The sequence below is a fragment of the Vibrio sp. NFR genome, assembly GCF_027587095.1.
GTDB classification, from domain to species: domain Bacteria; phylum Pseudomonadota; class Gammaproteobacteria; order Enterobacterales; family Vibrionaceae; genus Vibrio; species Vibrio harveyi.
On record NZ_JAPPTN010000001.1, the window covers coordinates 347016 to 364072 of the forward strand.

Here is a 17057-nt window from a genome sequence, read left to right on the forward strand (position 1 = left end):
AAGGTCGGTCTTATTGAGGTTGACTGAGCACTTGAACCTTTCTATTTAACAAAGCTTGTACCGCATTGGAATCTTTCTCGAAGCTTAAGATTGAGTTGCAAATATCGACGTTTGCAAGCATCGACAGAGACTCACTTAACTCTAGCTTGGAGTTAGCTCGGTTCACCTCTCGCTCTTTAGGGCTTATCTGCACAACGGTTCGACCTAGAAACGAGCCTTGCTTTACAGAGGCTGTTTGCTCGGTATGTTCTAACCGGTCGATAGACAAGTTCTTTGGTGTTGGTTGGATGTCATTGGACATAGGGTACCTAAACTCTTAAGTCCGAGCTCTGAAGCATAGATGGTGAAACTTCCATTGCGATATGGGCAGACAACAATGACTCCCAAGATTCGCTCTGTGTGAGCAGTTCAGCAAGTGCACTCTCAAACAACTCATAGTCGAGCTGCTCGGTCTGAAGCAACCTGTTTAAACAAAGCTTGTGCCTGTGGTTATCTAGGCTAAAAAACAGCTGATGCTCAGACCAATGATAGTTGAATGCCAAAAAAGAACGATAAAGATCAGAATTAACAATTTGTAGGTCGACAATCTCTGCTTCTAGTTGAAGCGTTTCTGTATCTGGGTGGAAAATGAAATGCACTCTTAAGTTATCGTCAAAAGCTAAACCCAGTTCGTCTTCAGTCAAATGTAATTCAGGCAAACCTATTTGATGAGCAAACTTAAGCAAAACCTCATCTACGATTTGGCGCGCTGACATAGAAGCAGTCCTTTTTAGAATTTTATCATCGAAATTATGGAAAGTTAAAACTGATGTTTATCAATATTGGTTGGAATTTTTTATATAAGCGTTTTTTCTATGCGGATAATAAAAACTTATCAACTATGTTGCTTATGTCTCAAGTGTTGTACCACTTACCTTTGCAGAAAGTTTGAGCATTTATTTGGAAGCAGTATCAACTATAAAATAAAGGCAATAAAAATTCCTTATCAAATAATAATGAGTCTTACTTTTGAGAATCTATATTGTCCGAATGGTGTATAAAATAATAGTTGATCTTTTATATATTTGTGTACCAAAATTGCGCCTGCTCATTTTTATTTAAAACATATTCAGTCAAATAGAATCCATAATGAAATGTAATACGTATATTCCGATACTAAGTGCATTGCTTCTCAGCGCTTGTGCTACCACAAATACGGTATCAGATGGGTTTTCTAATCATATTCAAGGAACGCTATTTGGTTGGATAACGTTTGATGATTACGTCGCTCCAGTGAGTACTTCTGTAAACGTCGAAGTATGTCAGGTTTCAGATAATCAATGCTTTACAGTTGTACAGCAAGACTATCAAGGGGTTCAGTTACCTGTTCAGTACTCGGTTGTTATTGCTCCAATACAAGCTGGAAATGGCGAAATGAAAGTGCGCGCTATATTGCGTTCTCAAGGTGAAATTATCGCAAAAAAAGAAGAGCAGTATATTTTTACGCAAGGCAGTGTACATAAGGACTTAAAGCTAGAAGCTTATAAGAATTACTAAAAAAGTAATCGTTTTCATTTGTCTTTATTATTTAAAAAAATTAAGACAATTGAAAGTAATATCTCCAGACCTAGGTCTCTATTAATCAATCAACTTAGGTCATCGGGTCAGTTTGTCTTTATATGAATATCGGTTGCGCCCATCATAATTTTTATGGTTATATCCACCGCCTTGGATACGTTGGCTAGGTAGAATGGTTTAAAAATAAACAGCTCAAAGTTGTTAGAAATATCAATATAAATGAAGTGGACTTTAACATTAGTACTTTCATTTATTCTAATATAAAAAGAGTTTTTGCTGTTTTAGTATCACTAGTTATAAGTTGAACTTTAGCAAAAGCTTATTAATTCCCGAAAACAATACATAACAATATCGGGAAGGTTTCTTTGCCAAGATTATTTTGCTACCAAAGGTAGCGCTTGAGCTATTCGTTATTATTCGGGGGGTATGGGAGTGTTATGCGCTTCTATGCTCTTTTCTTTGCTTCTTTAATTGAAATTGTCCTGCGTTTGTCTTCGCACTGCGGGACTTTGACAGTTTCTCTGATGGGGATTAGAGAAATTAAAATTATGAAGGGTAGAAAATGGATGTGTTAGGCCAACTAAACACAGAAAGGGTCGACTCGCGCTTGCGAAAAATCCATAGTGCTTGCTGCTATGAAAAACACGATGAAGTATTTCATTCTAGTCAATCTCACATTGTTGTCGTTCACAATGGTCAACTGAGAGTCCAAACAGGGGATTGCACGCTAGACGTTGTTGCTGGTTGTGGAATTTATCTCTCTCAAGGGGATTACTTACTAGAATACACACCGATAGATGGTCAATATACGGCTTCTGTTATCGAGTTTGACAACGAACTGGTGAGTCAACTATTGCAAAAGCATAGTGATCTTTTGATGTCGTTGCCAAAGGTTGAGAATGTTCAGTCTGGATTATTCCCTTTTACTCTCAACTTATTGATAGAACAGACACTATCAGGGATGAAGACGCTAGAAGAGCAGTCTTTTCCTGATGCTATTATGCGCTTAAAGTATGAGGAAATGCTCATCTTATTGTTGCATGGGGACCAAGGTGAACACCTCTACGCGTTGTTATCACAACTGACAAACCGAACCTCAGATCGACTACGTCGCTTTATGGAGCTTCATTACCTTAAAGAGTGGAAACTTACCGACTACGCCCAAGAATTTGGTGCGAGTTTGACTACGTTTAAAGAGCTCTTTAATGAATATTATGGTATTTCTCCTAGAGCGTGGATCAGTGAACGTCGTTTATTGCATGCTCACAAGCTATTGCTCACAAGCAAAATGAGCATCGTCGACGTTGCGATGGAAGCGGGGTTCTCAAGCCAATCTTACTTTACACAAAGTTATCGCCGCCGCTTCGGAACGACACCAAGTAAGGTTCGTTCTGGAGATGAACAAGTAGCAATTGCTAAGTGAAATGTCTGACGACTAAAATTTTCTGACTAATTTTGAAAGGCATTAACTGACGTAAACTCTATTATGCTCAGCGTAACAACGAACAAAACTATTACCTCTACTTCCTTCTGGATTGTTCGAAGTAGATGCGGAGAAGAACACAAATGAAAAAGCAGCATTGGCGACGCCGTTCGCTTTTTCCTAACAACATTGTGACGCAAAGGAAGGTCACTGTATTACAGCGAGGCGCACGATACGAAGGTTTATCCCAATCATCGCAAGAGCCCAATGTTGTTAATGTCAATCACCGACAGCTACTCAGTGAAGGCGTTCTGAGTTACGACCAATTGTCTTTACTCCAGCGCTTGCTTGATCGCAATGTCGTCGATTGTTTATGTGCTAGTCAGCTGATTAAGACATATCAAAAGCTTGGTACGTCTCTAGATCGATTTGCTATGCGCCTCTTTTTAGAGGTGGGTGGGCAACTCAGTGACAATCGTGCGTTGAGCACTTTTGAACAAAGACTGGATTACATTAATCACCGATTAGGTTACCGCTTCAATCTAGCGTCACCTAAAACGCTGATCCTTTCGATGTACTTGACTCTAAATGAGTGGGTTAATCAGCAGACGGATCAGACGGTGTTGCATGATTCCATCAAGCTTGAACAGTTAATCAATCAACTGAGTATTCAGAAAGAGTATTGGTTGAGATTGTCTGGAGAAGAGAGCAGTGCGATTTTTGCAGAGCAACAACTGGAACTGATTAAGAGCCAGCAGAGTGAATTGCATGAGCAGCTAAGTGTTCTCAATGAGCAGCAAAACCAAGTGGTTGAATCTCATCGAGCATTGGTTGAAGAGTGGAAACCAACTCTAGAAAAACTCAAGGGCTTATCTGAGTACAGCAGAACGTCGGATAAGTTTATCTCTGAATGGAAAATATGGTGTAGCGAAGCGCGAGTACAAGCGCCTGAGCTAAACGATGTTTGGGATGCGTGTGATCTTGTATACAGCGACCTAAATGCCGTCGCGAAAATTTGGCAATGGTTTCAAGACATGCAAACCGTTGGCAGCGTAGATCATTACTACTTTGACATTCAGAGCAACCAGTGCGGTCAAGCTTGTAACCATCTCAGCCAGATTTAAATAGGGCTAAATATGTTAGATCAAATGATGAAATCTCTAGCGGCAACGCTAGGGGTTGGGGATTTTATTGCCTCAAATAATGGTTCCTATGACATCGAAGTCGACCAGATGCTGCTTAACATTCGGCAGCAATCATCATGGGTCTTGTGGGAAACCGTTCTCCCATTTCAGTTTGAACAGCACTTTGATTATCAGAAAGAACAGGCGCTAAAGCACTGTATGCAGCTCTCTTTGAAAACGTTGCGAGATACGCGTAGCACGTTAACGGTGAACGACAAAGCGCAGTTGATTGTGCAAGGCAAAATGAATATGGAAAGCGCAACGACAGAAGCGCTTTGTACGCAACTTTCTCAACACGTGAATTTGGTGGAGCAGTTCAGCGATTTGCTCGAGCACCAGCGTGTAAATCATACCGTTAGCCACAGTGTTTGGATTCCATAATGCTTGCAGTTTTAAAGACACAAATGCGCAGACTCGTGTTATCAGCGGTGTGTGCTTCAAGCTTGATGATGGCACTTCCTTCTCATGCTTCTGAGCTTAATTGGTCTGATCAACCGTTTCGTTACTACGCGGACAATGATTCGCTAAAAGAATTACTGAACAACTTTGGCGCAAACTACCGCGTTTCTGTATCGGTGAGCGACAAAGTAAATGACCGTGTCAGTGGTCGATTTACACCAGAAGACCCAGCCGAGTTTCTCGACTATCTGGCGCAAGTTTACAACTTGATGTGGTACTTCGATGGCGCGGTACTTCATGTATACAAAGCGACGGAAACTCGTTCGCGATTGCTACAGCTAGAACTGCTAACGGCTCGTGAACTGCGTAGCACGCTGATTTCAACAGGGATCTGGGATTCTCGTTACGGTTGGCGCGCAGCAGAAAATAAAGGTCTGGTTTACTTGGCTGGTCCTCCGAGGTACGTCGATCTGGTTGTGCAAACGGCAGAAGCGCTGGAAAGCCGACTGGTACAAAAATCCAACTCTACGGATGAATTGTTTGTTGACATTATTCCGTTGAAGTACGCCTCTGCGACGGATAGAGAGATCACTTATCGTGACCAAGGGGTGACGGTGCCAGGTATTGCTTCGGTATTGAGCCGAGTTCTATCCGGTGTTCAAACTCAAGTTAAGGTGGCGAATGAGAGCGATGAAGCAGGAGCGAGTAAGTCTGCAACAGTGACTAAAAAAGCTTCTGTCCATAGCGGCGCATCGGTAGAAGCTGAACCAGGGTTAAATGCGATCATTGTGCGCGATACGCAAGCTCGATTGCCGCTGTATCGCAAGTTGATTGCTCAGTTGGATCAGCCGCAGTCAAGAATCGAAGTGGCGCTTTCAATTGTTGATATCAGCGCGAACGATTTGAGTCAGCTTGGTGTTGACTGGCGAGCTGGTGTTGCGGTTGGTAACAACAGCATTCTGGATCTCAAAACAACGGGTGACGTCGGTGATGGCGATGTCGAGCTTGGCAGCGGACAAACCTTTAAGTCTTTGCTTGACGCAACGAACTTGAATTACCTATTGGCTCAAATCCGTTTGCTTGAATCTAGAGGCAGCGCGCAGGTAGTTTCAAGACCAACCTTGCTAACACAAGAAAACGTGGAAGCCGTACTCAATAACAGCAGCACCTTTTACGTCAAGTTGATCGGTAAAGAGACGGCAGCATTAGAGCAAGTGACGTACGGTACGTTATTGAAAATCGTGCCTCGTATCGTCGGCGATCGATTTGTGGAAAGACCAGAAATCAACCTGAGTCTGCACTTAGAAGATGGTGCGCAAATCTCTGATGGTGACATCGACGGTGTGCCTTCAATTCGCAAGACAGAAATCAGCACACTGGCGACAGTGAAACAGGGACAAAGCCTGCTCATCGGTGGTGTATACCGTGACGAAATCAGCAACAAGCTGCGAAAAGTCCCTTTGCTAGGAGACATTCCATACCTTGGTGCTTTGTTTAGAAGTACGGAAAACACCACAAGAAGAACGGTACGTATGTTCATTATCGAGCCAAGAATCGTTGTGGATGGTATTGGCGACAACGTTCTCATCGGCAATGAATATGATTTAAGACCAAAGATTGGCACGTTAAACAACATTTCAAACAACAGTGCAGACCTTAAATCAGCGCTTGCCTTGTACAGCTGTACGACTCAAGTGCAAGCCGAGCGTTACCAGCAAGATTTGTTGTCACAAGGAAAGTCATCGTTGCTAGCAGAATGCGAGCTTCCTACGGGACAAAAAGGATGGCGAGTACAAATTAAAGAGTGTAATGGCTCAGAGAATCATTGCGTTCGACCATTAGAGGAGCAGTAGCCTCAATGCAGCAATGGAAAATTCGTATCCTCTCCGGTGTCCATTCCGGAGTGGAAGTCACCTTACCCAATGATTCATTGGTATTAGGTAGTGATGATTTTACTGCAGATTTGGTGTTAACCGACTCTGGCATCAAAGCAAGTCACCTTGTTTTGGTTTGCGATGGCGAAACAGTTTTATTGCGCGATTGTGAAGAGGTCTCCATCAACAATGAGAGTGTCACCGTGGATGCTGGTGGCATTGAGCTGGCGCGAAACGCGCTGGTCTCTGTGGGTCGTTTAACCTTTGCAGTCGGTTATCTAGAAGACGATTTGGTTATCGATGTGGCAAGCGATGCATCAGACAAGCAAGCTGCCCCCGTCAGCCATAAGCCATCGTCAGGTTGGAAGAGAACACTGCTCATTGGATTGATGTGTAGCTTGATTCCAAGCGTGATATTTGCAGGCGTTTGGTACAGTCAAATTCATGCCAGTGACAAAGACGCCATCACCGCAGCAGAACCGATTGTCTTGGTGCGCAACATTCTTAGCGAGCTCAAGCTTGACGATGTTCGTGTTGAATGGAACGCCAGTGCTCGACAGGCGGTACTTGAAGGTTACGTCGAAGACAGAACACAGAAACTCCAACTACTGGGTCGGATTGATGCCTTAGGTATCAACTACAAAAGTGACCTGAGAACGATGGAAGAGATACGCCGTGGTGTGCGCTTTATCTTGCGCAACCTCGGTTATCACCAAGTCAAAGTCGAAAATGGTGATGAGACAGGCACGCTGCTGCTAACGGGCTATATCGATGACGCAAGTCGTTGGAGCCAAGTTGAGCAGATATTAGAACGCGATGTCCCTGGACTTGTTGCTTGGAAGGTCGAGCTACAAAGAGCGGGTGCGTACATGGATACGCTTAAAGAACTGTTAGAAAAAGCGGAGCTCTTGAAAAAAGTTCAGCTTGTGACTAGCGGTGACCGCATCGAAGTTCGTGGTGAGCTTGATGACATTGAGACCACTCGATTTTATGGCGTAACGAGAGATTTCCGTGAGCAGTATGGCGAGAAACCTTATTTGGTTTTGAAGTCCATTCCTAAGGTAAGCAAAGGAACCAACATCGATTTTCCGTTTCGTAGCGTGAACTTTGGTCGAGTCCCTTACGTCATCCTCACAGATAATGTTCGTTACATGGTAGGTGCCCGCACTCCTCAAGGATATCGCATTTCTAGCGTTACTCCTGCAGGGATTGAACTCGTAAAAGGCGGGCGAGTGATCACTATTGATCTAGGGTACGAAGGTGAAAATACCAATGACAAATCTTGAGCAGTTATTACAAGGCGATTCAGGACAGCAAGAAAAAGAGGCGATCATCCTCAAGTTCAAGCAAGCGCAGTCAGCAGTAAAGCGTCAGCTCGATCTTGGTTGTTCACCACAAGAATATCAATTGCTACTCAAACAGCATGAGGCGTATCAAGCAGCCTTAACTGTAATTGAAACTTTCAAAGACAATAAATAAAAAGAGGCGATACCTATGTCATTTTATGATTCGAGTAAAAGTGTTTATCTCGACGACGTTAAGGCGAAACTAGAAGCACAAGCTCAAAAAGCGAACGAAGACGTAAACACGGCAATCAAAAACCTAGAAACGAACGCAGACGATCCGTCGAAGCTTGCAGAGCTGCAGCACACAATCAACAAATGGTCTGTGGTTTACAACATCAACGCGACCACAACTCGTGCAATCAAAGACGTGATGCAGTCGATTCTGCAGAAGGTGTAAGTTATGGATAAAGACATGCGTTTGCTGCTGGCTGAAACAGCGTTGATGGCAACCGGTCTGCATCGTCATGAAGAGGCAAATACCATCGCGGAATGCCTTGAGTCACAAGGTGGTGCAGAAGAAGTCGTCGCTATGATTCGTTCAATGAGTTTGATGAATCGTGGCTTGTACGAAGACGCTCATCGTCTACTTGAACCGCTTTGTATGACGTACCCAGACTTAATCAGTCTGGCAGCGTTAGCAGCAGGAAAAGCTGGGCTATCAAGCAAAGCGGAGTCTTGGCTAGATATGGCATCAAAAGGCAGTGAAGAAAACCAAGCCTTTGCCATGAGTTTCTCTAAGGACATCAGGAACCTTTAATGAAGGTTGAAAACAACGCATTCAACTACACGCTCGGTCATGTGCAGCAACCTTCTAGAGTTGATGCACATGATGCGAACAAGATGAGCCGTTTAATGAGTGATAGCTCATCAGATAAGAGCACATCGTCGACGCAAAAGAGCGCGGACAGCGTCACACAAGCCGAAGCCAAAACAACGGCGATAAAGGAATGGTACGAGACGCTAAAACGTACTGGAAATTTCAGTGCTACTACGCTCAACAGTACGCTTGAAGGTGCGTTTTCCTCGCCTAGCGAGAAGAAAGAAGCGTTATGGTACGCCTTTAGTCAGGAGAGAAGTGCAAAGGGCACCGATAAAGCGTCACCAGAATTGTTGGCATCATTAGAGCAAGAGTTGTTGGGCAGTTTTTCGGGGCGCTTATTAGCGGAGCCCCCTAAAGACCGCAAAGAGTTGAAAGCGTTGCTTTCTGAGCATTTCCCGCTTGGCGCGCAAAAAGAACAAGCGCTTTGGCACAGTTGGGCAGAGTTGAAAGACATCCCCGATCAAGCCCCAGTGTTGGACATGGTCCGAAAAGAGCTGAGCTTTGTTATACAAAAGAATGCCATGGTCAAGAACATGTTGACTTACAGCCACAAACTAGACCTCTCATAGGAACGGATATGATCAATACGCAGTACACAGAAGTAATGCAAACCAACCTCGAGCAAGTGCAAGACGCACAAGCTGAAGAGGGGCTTAGTGAGCGTTTCGAGCAAGCGATGCTAGCGCCGGAGGGAAACCACGGTTTAGAAGGTGGCTTGTTAGAAAACATCAGCGAACTGAAAAATACCATCGACAATGCAAAAACCAGCTTAACCGACAGCATGAAAATGGTCGGTGACGACCCCGCTCAACTTTTGCAGATGCAGTGGGCGTTGACTCGAATTACCTTTCAAGAAGAGCTGATTGCTAAGACGGTAGGTAAAACGACACAGAACGTAGAAACACTGTTGAAGGCCCAATAGTCATGATGAAGACAATGCGTGCCGCGTGCATGTTACTCGTTTTATTTTTAGTCGGTTGTCAGACGGAGCTATACACTGGAGTAAGCCAGAAAGAAGGCAATGAAATGCTGTCTATTCTGCTTTCTGAGGGCGTAGTGGCAACGAAAGAGCCGGATAAAGACAACACCGTTAAATTGATGGTCGATAACGCCCAGATTGCGTTTGCGGTTGATGCACTGAAACGTAAAGGTTATCCGAGAGAGCAATTTTCAACACTGAAAGAAGTGTTCCCGAAAGACGACCTGATCTCGTCTCCGCTTGCTGAAAGAGCGAGACTTATCTACGCGAAATCGCAAGAGCTGTCTTCAACCTTGTCACAAATTGATGGTGTTCTAGTGGCTCGCGTTCACGTTGTACTTGAAGATCAAAACCTTCGTCCAGGTGAGCGTCCGACGCCAGCATCGGCATCTGTGTTTATCAAACACGCAGCGGATGTCGCTCTGGATTCTTACGTCCCTCAAATCAAGCTGTTGGTGAACAACAGTATCGAAGGGCTGAATTACGATCGTATTAGCGTGGTTATGGTGCCATCTTCAGAAGTTCGAGTGACGGCTCAGGGCAACCAATTTGAAAGTATTTTGTCGATTCAAGTAACCAAAGACACGGCAAGCCATTTGATTGCAATCCTCGTATTCTTAGTGCTACTCGTCATTGGTTCTAACGCGGCGACGTTTGCATGGTGCCGCAGGAATGCAAAACGTGGTTAATTCTGATACGCCGGTTTCTCAGATTCAGCATCAGTTTAACTATTGTCCTTGCAGCTATATTGATGAGAGCTGGGTAAGCGAAAAACAGCCTTGGTTGTTACGACTCCAAGGCTGGAGGGAGCAAGCGACAATCAATCAGTGGTGCATTGAAGAGTGGCAGCTATCGTCGATTACTGACCATGTCTTTAACCATCCATTTAACAGTTTGGCACTGTTGCCAGCCGAAGCGACCAACAGATTGTTGTTGATGATTGGCGGAGCAATGTATTGCGAATCGATGCGCCAAGTCGTATTGAAACAGCCTAAACAGTGTCTCAATCATGTTTTTGGTGTCGATGAAACCCGCTTTCTTATTCAGCAAGGACCAATGATGATTTCAAACTGGCCAAGCGGTTGGCAAAAATCGTTGCCGCCGACTTTAGATGAAGCCAGCTTTGAAAAGACTGCCCGTGAGCTCGGCTATCTATGGATAAGATTCCTATTGGCAAAATCGCCCTCTGAGCTCGTGCAAAGATGGCAGTTCAAACTCGAACGTTCACTTACTCAAACCACACTCACTGCAGATTGGTTGGATGAAACGCATCGAGATCTTGCTTATCGACTTATAAAGAAAATCGCAAAACAGGTAATTCCTCAATGGTTTCATTTGTTGAAATAAAAACCGACAACTTACAGTTGGCTCCGGGTCTAAAAATTCTCAAAGCAAAAGATTATGTGAGTTACTTAGATTCGCAACATTTGGTTGAAGCAGCACATTCCAAAGCCGAGAGCATTGTTGCTAAAGCCGACGAAGCCTATGAGTTAGAAAGACAACGTGGTTATCAAGATGGTATCGATCAAGCGAAGATCGAGAACGCGGAAACCATGATGGCGACGCTAGCAAGATGTAATGAATACTACTTGCAGGTTGAACAGAAAATGACAGGTGTAGTACTGGATGCAGTCAGAAAGATCATCAGCAGCTTTGATGATGTGGATACAACTGCAAGTGTCGTAAGAGAAGCGCTTCAACTGGTTAGCAACCAAAAACAAGTGATCTTGCATGTGCATCCAGAGCAAGTGACTGAGGTTCGAGAAAAGGTTTCTTCAATACTCAGTGACTTCCCTGAAGTTGGTTATGTTGAAGTGATCGCCGATGCGCGACTCAAAAATGGCGGATGTATCTTGGAAACGGAAGTCGGCATCATTGATGCCAGTATCGACGGACAGTTGCAAGCGCTCAAACAAGCGATTACCAAGCAGTTCAGCGAGCGCCAACAGGTACTCTCATAACGCCTATCTTTGAAACTTGAAAGCTCAGCGATGCTGGGTTTTTTTGTTTTCAGTGGCTGGCTATTTCTAGATTCAGCATCAACTTTCTCTCACTAGCATGTAAATGAAAGCGGCGAGCGCTAACTGATAAAAGCCGCCCTAAAAACTTCTGACCAAAAGTGATATATGGCGAATGCCCTTGCGCTTATCGTTTTGATTATTCAATACGAAAAGGGGTCCTCGCAATGAACAAAGAAGAAATCATAAACAACTGGCTATCCGACGTATCTGGCGGGCAATGGCAGCTTTTGAATGGTCAATGTAACTTGGTTGGCGAAGATGGTATGCATTACGCCACGATTTTCAATTATGAAAATCGCATGGTGGTCATGTTCCCTTTGTCACCAGCCAAACAGCCAGAAGGGGGCATATCGCCTTCCAAACTGTTGGCGCTTAATTCTCACCCTGATGTCGTCGGAATTGCGTCGTTCTCGTTAGCGGCAGACAACGCTACTGTTGTACTCAATTTTTCACTGCCGGATAACTCCGTGGTGAATAGTGACCTCAATGTCTTTTGGCAAAATGCGCTCAGTTTACGCAGTGCCTTGTTTGATGCGATCACTGAATCCACTGCGGGGTGATCGATGCAAACGACGATTCGCACAGACGGGGCGACAAGTACCGCGGTTTTACTGTCCTCGCAACAGACACCAAGAGCGGTTAATACCTCTTTAAGTCAGACCCCATCGGTCTCCGTTTCCCTAGTTGGTAATCAGCCGCCGCTGAACACGCAACCTGTCTCAATGCCGCCATTGCGTCAGGCTGTGGAGGAGTTTAACCATGCCATCATGCGTGCTGCACAGTATGAAGGCAGCATTGAAAATTTGGTCCGAGATAAGGTGAATGCGCAGTTTCCAACAACCTCTGACGCGGTGAAAAACCAGATAGTTGCTCAGTCGGTGGAGAAGATTGCAGAAGCCAACCAAGCATTTGAGTTTAACCATTTGGGCAATGACCTGCTGCAGAACCCTGCAGTTGAGTACATGTCTCAATCGTTTTTGCGTCGAATCTTAGAAAACGTAGCGATCGCTCAAGCGAAAGATCCTTCAGTGCCAGTAGCAAAGACAAATGAAGACGCAGGTATCGGTTTTCTGGACGGCTGGAGTGACGACGACGCTAAGTGGGCAGAGCAGCTCAACAGCGTACTCAATGACCCTAAAGCCAATGCTCGGGTACTGACTACATTAGCTTATAGTCATTTGAGGGTATTTCGTGATCCTTCGCGACTTAAGATGATGGGCGATGCCGTGAATCAGCCATTGCTGAATGCCAAGGAAGCGAATCAAAGGCTGAACATTTTTCACTCACACGGTGCAGGGGCAAAGCCCGAGATCTCGACTCCGACCACAACCCAGCCCCACGGTTGGGCATGGCTTAAGTATGCCGATTGGAATACAAGTGAAGCGCTTGGCAACAAAACCGGCAATGACTTTATCGGCAGTCGTCAAAACGGCGACCCTCATAAAGGGACCGGATTCAAGTTTCAAGGAATGCAGGAGGCCATGAAGCCTGCGGCTTATCACAACGACGCCGTTGCTTTAAAAGAGCGTTCAGAGCATGAGTCCGGCTATGGTGGTTTCGTTATCAATGATAAAACCTTAACCACGATTGGTCAGGATGAGCCAACTTCAGTCAACTGGCGCCAACAGAACATGGATAAGAAATTACCTATGTTTGCTGGACCATCTAGTACCACCTCTTTTATGTACGAAGTGGCACGCCTTCTCAAAATGCCCGCTTCTGAAGCGCAAGCATTTCGAGCCTTGCTATTGGGGTGGATGATTCAGCCACGTGATCACAGTTTTACAGAGATCATGGGAGCACTGGATGCTTATGCGATGGAGCACAACGACCACGGCGCTGCGACGGTAGACAGTGATGGCATGATGGCGTGGCAAGCGCGCGAGACGGGCAATTGGCTTGGTGCTTACGAGGGGCTAGTGAGCCAAGACATCGATTTACCCGGAATGGAAGCCAAGACAATCACGCTAAATGGGCAAGAAATTCATTTACCTGCGATTGAACCGGTGAAAATGAGTGTTGAGGAGTTCGACCATTCTGTGACTCAAGGGAAAGGCTACCCATCACAATATGCCGGGAGTGAATATCTTGACGCACTGGCGCAGGCTGCTCAGAGTCATCAAGAGGCGGACGATACCTTTGGTCTGGCTTCTGAGAAAATTCTCTACGCTGCGCAAAATATGAACGACTTGAAGTTATACAATACCGAGCAGAGAACCATGCCGGAATTGCCTGAGCGAACACCGTCAGGACAGCCATTCATTGACGGTGTTAAAGCGGAAGCGTTAGGCAATTGGTTAGAGCGTCAGTCTCCTGAGCAATACCAACAGCTTCTCAGCAATGCTGCGTCTTTGTTGGCGGAATCTTCACAGGAAGGATCGCTGAGTAATGTTTTTCGTTACGGCGACCGTAATGATGTGTGGGATACTTTTCGTACGGTAGATAAGTCAAACATGCTTGATGCTCAGTTGGTGCTAAAAAACAAACCTGATCACCAAGATGCGTTGGCCTTTTTGCAAGATGTCGTGAGTAGCAAAGCTACGCCAGCTGAACGCCAACAAGCGGTATTAGAAGCCATTGGTGATGATGCGAATAACCAAGCGACGTTGATTAACGTGATGCTGCTGGCGACGACTCGATTCTACACAGGGAATGGCGCGAATATTATCAACCCAGGCTACGGCGACTTTGCTCCGCCAAAGAACGAGAGTGAAATGGAGATTCGTCTTCAATCGTTCCTAAAACGTAACCAATACACCAGTTCTGCTGAGCGAGCGCAGGCGAAGAAAGAGTATCGTCAGACCGTGGATATGTTGCAGGCTGCGCTAGACTCTCCAATGTTTGAGCGATACTCCGGTAAAGTCTGGCATGGCTGTCACACTAGTGTCGCCGATGCGGCGTTAGAGAAAGGAACCGGTTTTCAGTTTCCTGGATTTATGAGTACAACGCGTGCTCCAGACGTGGCACAAAGTTACATGGCGAAAGGTGCACTTTTAGTCATCAACCCTACGCCAGACATCGGGATGAATATTGAACCTATCAGCAAAGCTGAAGGTGAGAGAGAAATCTTGGTTCCTGCGGGGACGTCTTTTACTGTTGAGCAAAGCTACACCTTACATCTCGAGAAAGGTTACCCGTCTTCAGCCAATACTATGATGAAAAAGCGAATCCACGATGCAGAAGTTGCGATGGGTCGCCGCCAACCTCATGTGACCATACGTGTGACGACGCCAGAGATGGAAAAAGCGGGTTTGAGTGGTAAAAGCGATCCAAAAGGAGAGGCGGAGCTTGCTGACTTGATTGATCATATCAAGAAAAATAGCTCGAACATGGAAGAGCAAACCAAAGTTGTGGTTTTGAGCAGAGAATCCAGTGCACCAAACGTCAGTGTGGCGAATGCGGATAAAGCGGCAACAGAAGCCTTTAAACCGATGTATTCTGGTGGCTTTGTTTAGCTAAGTCCTCATCTAATTAACGAAATCCATTCAACTTGAAGTATCTCAGCAGCTGTAACTTGCTTGAGATTGAAAGAGTAAAGCTGGGTATATGGTGAGATTCTTTGATTCTCACCATATACCCAAGTCATTCTCGCTGAACCTAGCGCCTTGAGGTTTCTTGGGTATACCTTTCTATAAACGGCTTAAAACGAAAAAAAGCCGACCATATCTGGCATATTTTGTCGCTGTTATTGAGCACAATACTCCCATCAACTGACAATCTGTTCATCTTTAAAGGCTTTACTATTGCCTCATAAGAGCGGAACGTTTGCTCAAGAATACTTAATTTGGTTTTTGCAGTAATGGTTAGTTTAATAAAATTAACCATAGTAATAAAAAATAAAACAAAAATGATGTGATAGATGTATTTTAAATTCGAGATTTTATATCTGGTTGTTAAATTAATACATCAATATTAAATATCAGGATAGTAGGTGAGTATGGATAAGGTGAATACCTTACTAATTGAACTTGGTAACACGCTCGATATTGATCGAGTGACGGCATATGATAATCAAATGTGGGCTGCATATATGTCTGCAGGCAAAGAAGTTGAAGTTCAAAGCTTGGATGAGAGAGAAGAACTGTTATTTTCAATCAAGGTTTGCCAAGGTGAAGAAGCATTTGAGCTTAAAAAACTGCAGACACTTTTAGAATATAACTTCTTATACCGCGAATCAGGTGGCGTGCAGTTCTGCATAAACCCAGAAAACCAAGAAGTACACATGCAAGTAAGCATGCCAATGACGTCAGAAGTGAGTCGAGTTTCGACCATGATTACTCAGCTTATGGAGCTTTGCCAGTTGTGGAATCAATATCTAACGACTCAGCATCAGTCGGCTGAACAACACGAAAAGCTGCATTCTTTCATCTCTGTTTAAAAGGTTATGGTCATGGTAAATATCAATACATCACATATGCACTCGCTCAGCGAGCTGACTGCACACCTATCTACGCAAAATCAATCAGATGACAAAGAAGTCCGAGCTCATGGTGGCAAGGATATCTTCGTTAAAGAAGGTGCACCGAAAAACACAAGTGTAAGCGCTCGTATCAATCACCAAAACAAAGCGAAAGCGATTGTAGTGGGTTTATTGGTTAAGCAAGGTCTTCCGAAAGACGTCGCAAAAGCCATGATGCAAAACGTACTTAATGGTGAGAATAAGCTGACTCTTGGAAACCTTAAAGATTTAGAGCGACTATCGACAGGACCACGAGAGAACTGGCCGAGTGTTTCAAGCACTTCAAAGCCATCCAGTACGGGTAAAACAGACCCTGCAGATGCCCTGATCAGAAAGCACCAAGGCGCACTGCAAAAGCTGGGTGATTTTGCCTGTACTGACCTTAATACGTTCGGTGACAAGCGATCTGAGTTCTATAAATCGAAAGCGAAACCAAGATTAGAGGGGTTCTACGCCAACCCAGCGAGAGTTCAACAAGATAAAAAAGCAACCATGTCGGCAAACATGGTTCAAGTCGCAGCGCAAAGAGGCAATAGCCCTCAAATGGGCACACTGCAAAACATCGCGAAATCTGTTCAAGATGCTAAAGCCGGTTGCTGTACGACGTTTGCCTTTGCCGCCGCCTCTGAAATGATTCAAGGAATGCAAGGTGAAATGGATCAAAACACCAAGGTTGAAGTAGTGGCATTCAAGAAAGGACACTCAGGAACGCACTTGTATGTTCTGGTTGGTCGACAAGATGGTAGTGATATCAAAGACCCAAGTACATGGAATAAAGATGTGAAGATTGTAGACCCTTGGGCAGCATCAGCTTTTGGTGCAAGAATGTTTGGTGATATTGCTCATCCACCTGTTTCTAATATGTTCCCACCGTCTGAAGTTATTTTTGATAGCCATAAGCTAAATTAAAGATTTCATAATCGGTTGTTAATATTTAATCTCTTAAAAGAGCAGCATTTCGCTGCTCTTTTTTCATTTATTAAACTCAAAATTAC

The 17057-nt window shown here is 44.6% G+C and carries 20 protein-coding genes; 18 read left to right on the top strand and 2 right to left on the bottom strand.

Going from position 1 to position 17057, the window contains the following annotated elements; translation table 11 throughout:
* Positions 1-10: 10 nt before the first annotated feature.
* Positions 11-301, bottom strand: coding sequence for a T3SS regulon translocated regulator ExsE2 (gene exsE2, locus OH463_RS01545; protein WP_005450284.1), 291 nt, complete (start codon positions 299-301; stop codon positions 11-13).
* Between the two features lie 7 nt (positions 302-308).
* Positions 309-755 carry a type III secretion system chaperone gene (locus tag OH463_RS01550; RefSeq protein ID WP_005450282.1) on the bottom strand — a complete coding sequence of 149 codons (447 nt, stop codon included), beginning with the start codon at positions 753-755 and terminating at the stop codon, positions 309-311.
* A 373-nt stretch (positions 756-1128) separates the two neighbouring features.
* On the opposite strand from OH463_RS01550, the gene OH463_RS01555 reads away from it, so the two are divergent.
* From OH463_RS01555 to OH463_RS01640, 18 genes are all read left to right on the top strand, one after another.
* Complete coding sequence (locus OH463_RS01555) at positions 1129-1536, top strand: YscW family type III secretion system pilotin (protein ID WP_005450280.1); 408 nt, start codon at positions 1129-1131, stop codon at positions 1534-1536.
* Positions 1537-2119: 583 nt separating this feature from the next.
* The gene (locus OH463_RS01560) at positions 2120-2980 is read left to right on the top strand and encodes a helix-turn-helix transcriptional regulator (protein ID WP_005450279.1); all 861 of its coding nucleotides are present in this window, start codon (positions 2120-2122) and stop codon (positions 2978-2980) included.
* Positions 2981-3123: 143 nt separating this feature from the next.
* A complete protein-coding gene (locus OH463_RS01565; protein WP_005450278.1) occupies positions 3124-4104 on the top strand; it encodes a T3SS regulon anti-activator ExsD domain-containing protein in 981 nt (326 codons plus the stop codon).
* Positions 4105-4116: 12 nt separating this feature from the next.
* A complete protein-coding gene (locus OH463_RS01570) occupies positions 4117-4545 on the top strand; it encodes a YscB family type III secretion system chaperone (RefSeq protein ID WP_269990344.1) in 429 nt (142 codons plus the stop codon).
* A 65-nt stretch (positions 4546-4610) separates the two neighbouring features.
* The gene (gene sctC, locus OH463_RS01575) at positions 4611-6416 is read left to right on the top strand and encodes a type III secretion system outer membrane ring subunit SctC (RefSeq protein WP_223295722.1); all 1806 of its coding nucleotides are present in this window, start codon (positions 4611-4613) and stop codon (positions 6414-6416) included.
* Positions 6417-6421: 5 nt separating this feature from the next.
* Positions 6422-7723 carry a type III secretion system inner membrane ring subunit SctD gene (gene sctD / locus OH463_RS01580; RefSeq protein ID WP_005450275.1) on the top strand — a complete coding sequence of 434 codons (1302 nt, stop codon included), beginning with the start codon at positions 6422-6424 and terminating at the stop codon, positions 7721-7723.
* Complete coding sequence (locus tag OH463_RS01585) at positions 7710-7916, top strand: EscE/YscE/SsaE family type III secretion system needle protein co-chaperone (RefSeq protein ID WP_005450274.1); 207 nt, start codon at positions 7710-7712, stop codon at positions 7914-7916. Before sctD ends, OH463_RS01585 begins: the two co-directional genes overlap by 14 nt.
* A 15-nt stretch (positions 7917-7931) precedes the next feature.
* Positions 7932-8180 carry a type III secretion system needle filament subunit SctF gene (gene sctF, locus OH463_RS01590; RefSeq protein WP_009698265.1) on the top strand — a complete coding sequence of 83 codons (249 nt, stop codon included), beginning with the start codon at positions 7932-7934 and terminating at the stop codon, positions 8178-8180.
* 3 nt (positions 8181-8183) lie between these two features.
* Positions 8184-8540 carry a YscG family type III secretion system chaperone gene (locus OH463_RS01595; protein WP_005441753.1) on the top strand — a complete coding sequence of 119 codons (357 nt, stop codon included), beginning with the start codon at positions 8184-8186 and terminating at the stop codon, positions 8538-8540.
* A complete protein-coding gene (locus OH463_RS01600) occupies positions 8540-9172 on the top strand; it encodes a YopR family T3SS polymerization control protein (protein ID WP_269990345.1) in 633 nt (210 codons plus the stop codon). The genes OH463_RS01595 and OH463_RS01600 overlap by 1 nt, the downstream gene beginning before the upstream one ends.
* 8 nt (positions 9173-9180) lie before the next feature.
* On the top strand, positions 9181-9525 hold the full coding sequence (gene sctI, locus OH463_RS01605; protein ID WP_005450269.1) for a type III secretion system inner rod subunit SctI: 345 nt from the start codon (positions 9181-9183) through the stop codon (positions 9523-9525).
* Positions 9526-9527: 2 nt separating this feature from the next.
* Positions 9528-10271 carry a type III secretion system inner membrane ring lipoprotein SctJ gene (gene sctJ / locus OH463_RS01610; protein ID WP_005441767.1) on the top strand — a complete coding sequence of 248 codons (744 nt, stop codon included), beginning with the start codon at positions 9528-9530 and terminating at the stop codon, positions 10269-10271.
* Entirely contained in the window at positions 10264-10929 is a 666-nt protein-coding gene (gene vscK / locus OH463_RS01615) for a SctK family type III secretion system sorting platform protein VscK (RefSeq protein ID WP_026000120.1), read from the top strand. Before sctJ ends, vscK begins: the two co-directional genes overlap by 8 nt.
* Positions 10908-11543 carry an HrpE/YscL family type III secretion apparatus protein gene (locus OH463_RS01620; RefSeq protein ID WP_017819085.1) on the top strand — a complete coding sequence of 212 codons (636 nt, stop codon included), beginning with the start codon at positions 10908-10910 and terminating at the stop codon, positions 11541-11543. The genes vscK and OH463_RS01620 overlap by 22 nt, the downstream gene beginning before the upstream one ends.
* A 224-nt stretch (positions 11544-11767) precedes the next feature.
* Positions 11768-12163, top strand: coding sequence for a hypothetical protein (locus OH463_RS01625; protein ID WP_269990348.1), 396 nt, complete (start codon positions 11768-11770; stop codon positions 12161-12163).
* 3 nt (positions 12164-12166) lie between these two features.
* Positions 12167-15058, top strand: a complete 2892-nt coding sequence (locus OH463_RS01630) for an ADP-ribosyltransferase (protein WP_269990350.1) — start codon at positions 12167-12169, stop codon at positions 15056-15058.
* Positions 15059-15540: 482 nt separating this feature from the next.
* Complete coding sequence (locus tag OH463_RS01635; RefSeq protein ID WP_269990351.1) at positions 15541-15981, top strand: type III secretion system chaperone; 441 nt, start codon at positions 15541-15543, stop codon at positions 15979-15981.
* A 12-nt stretch (positions 15982-15993) separates the two neighbouring features.
* Positions 15994-16971 carry a hypothetical protein gene (locus OH463_RS01640; RefSeq protein WP_269990353.1) on the top strand — a complete coding sequence of 326 codons (978 nt, stop codon included), beginning with the start codon at positions 15994-15996 and terminating at the stop codon, positions 16969-16971.
* Positions 16972-17057: the final 86 nt, after the last annotated feature.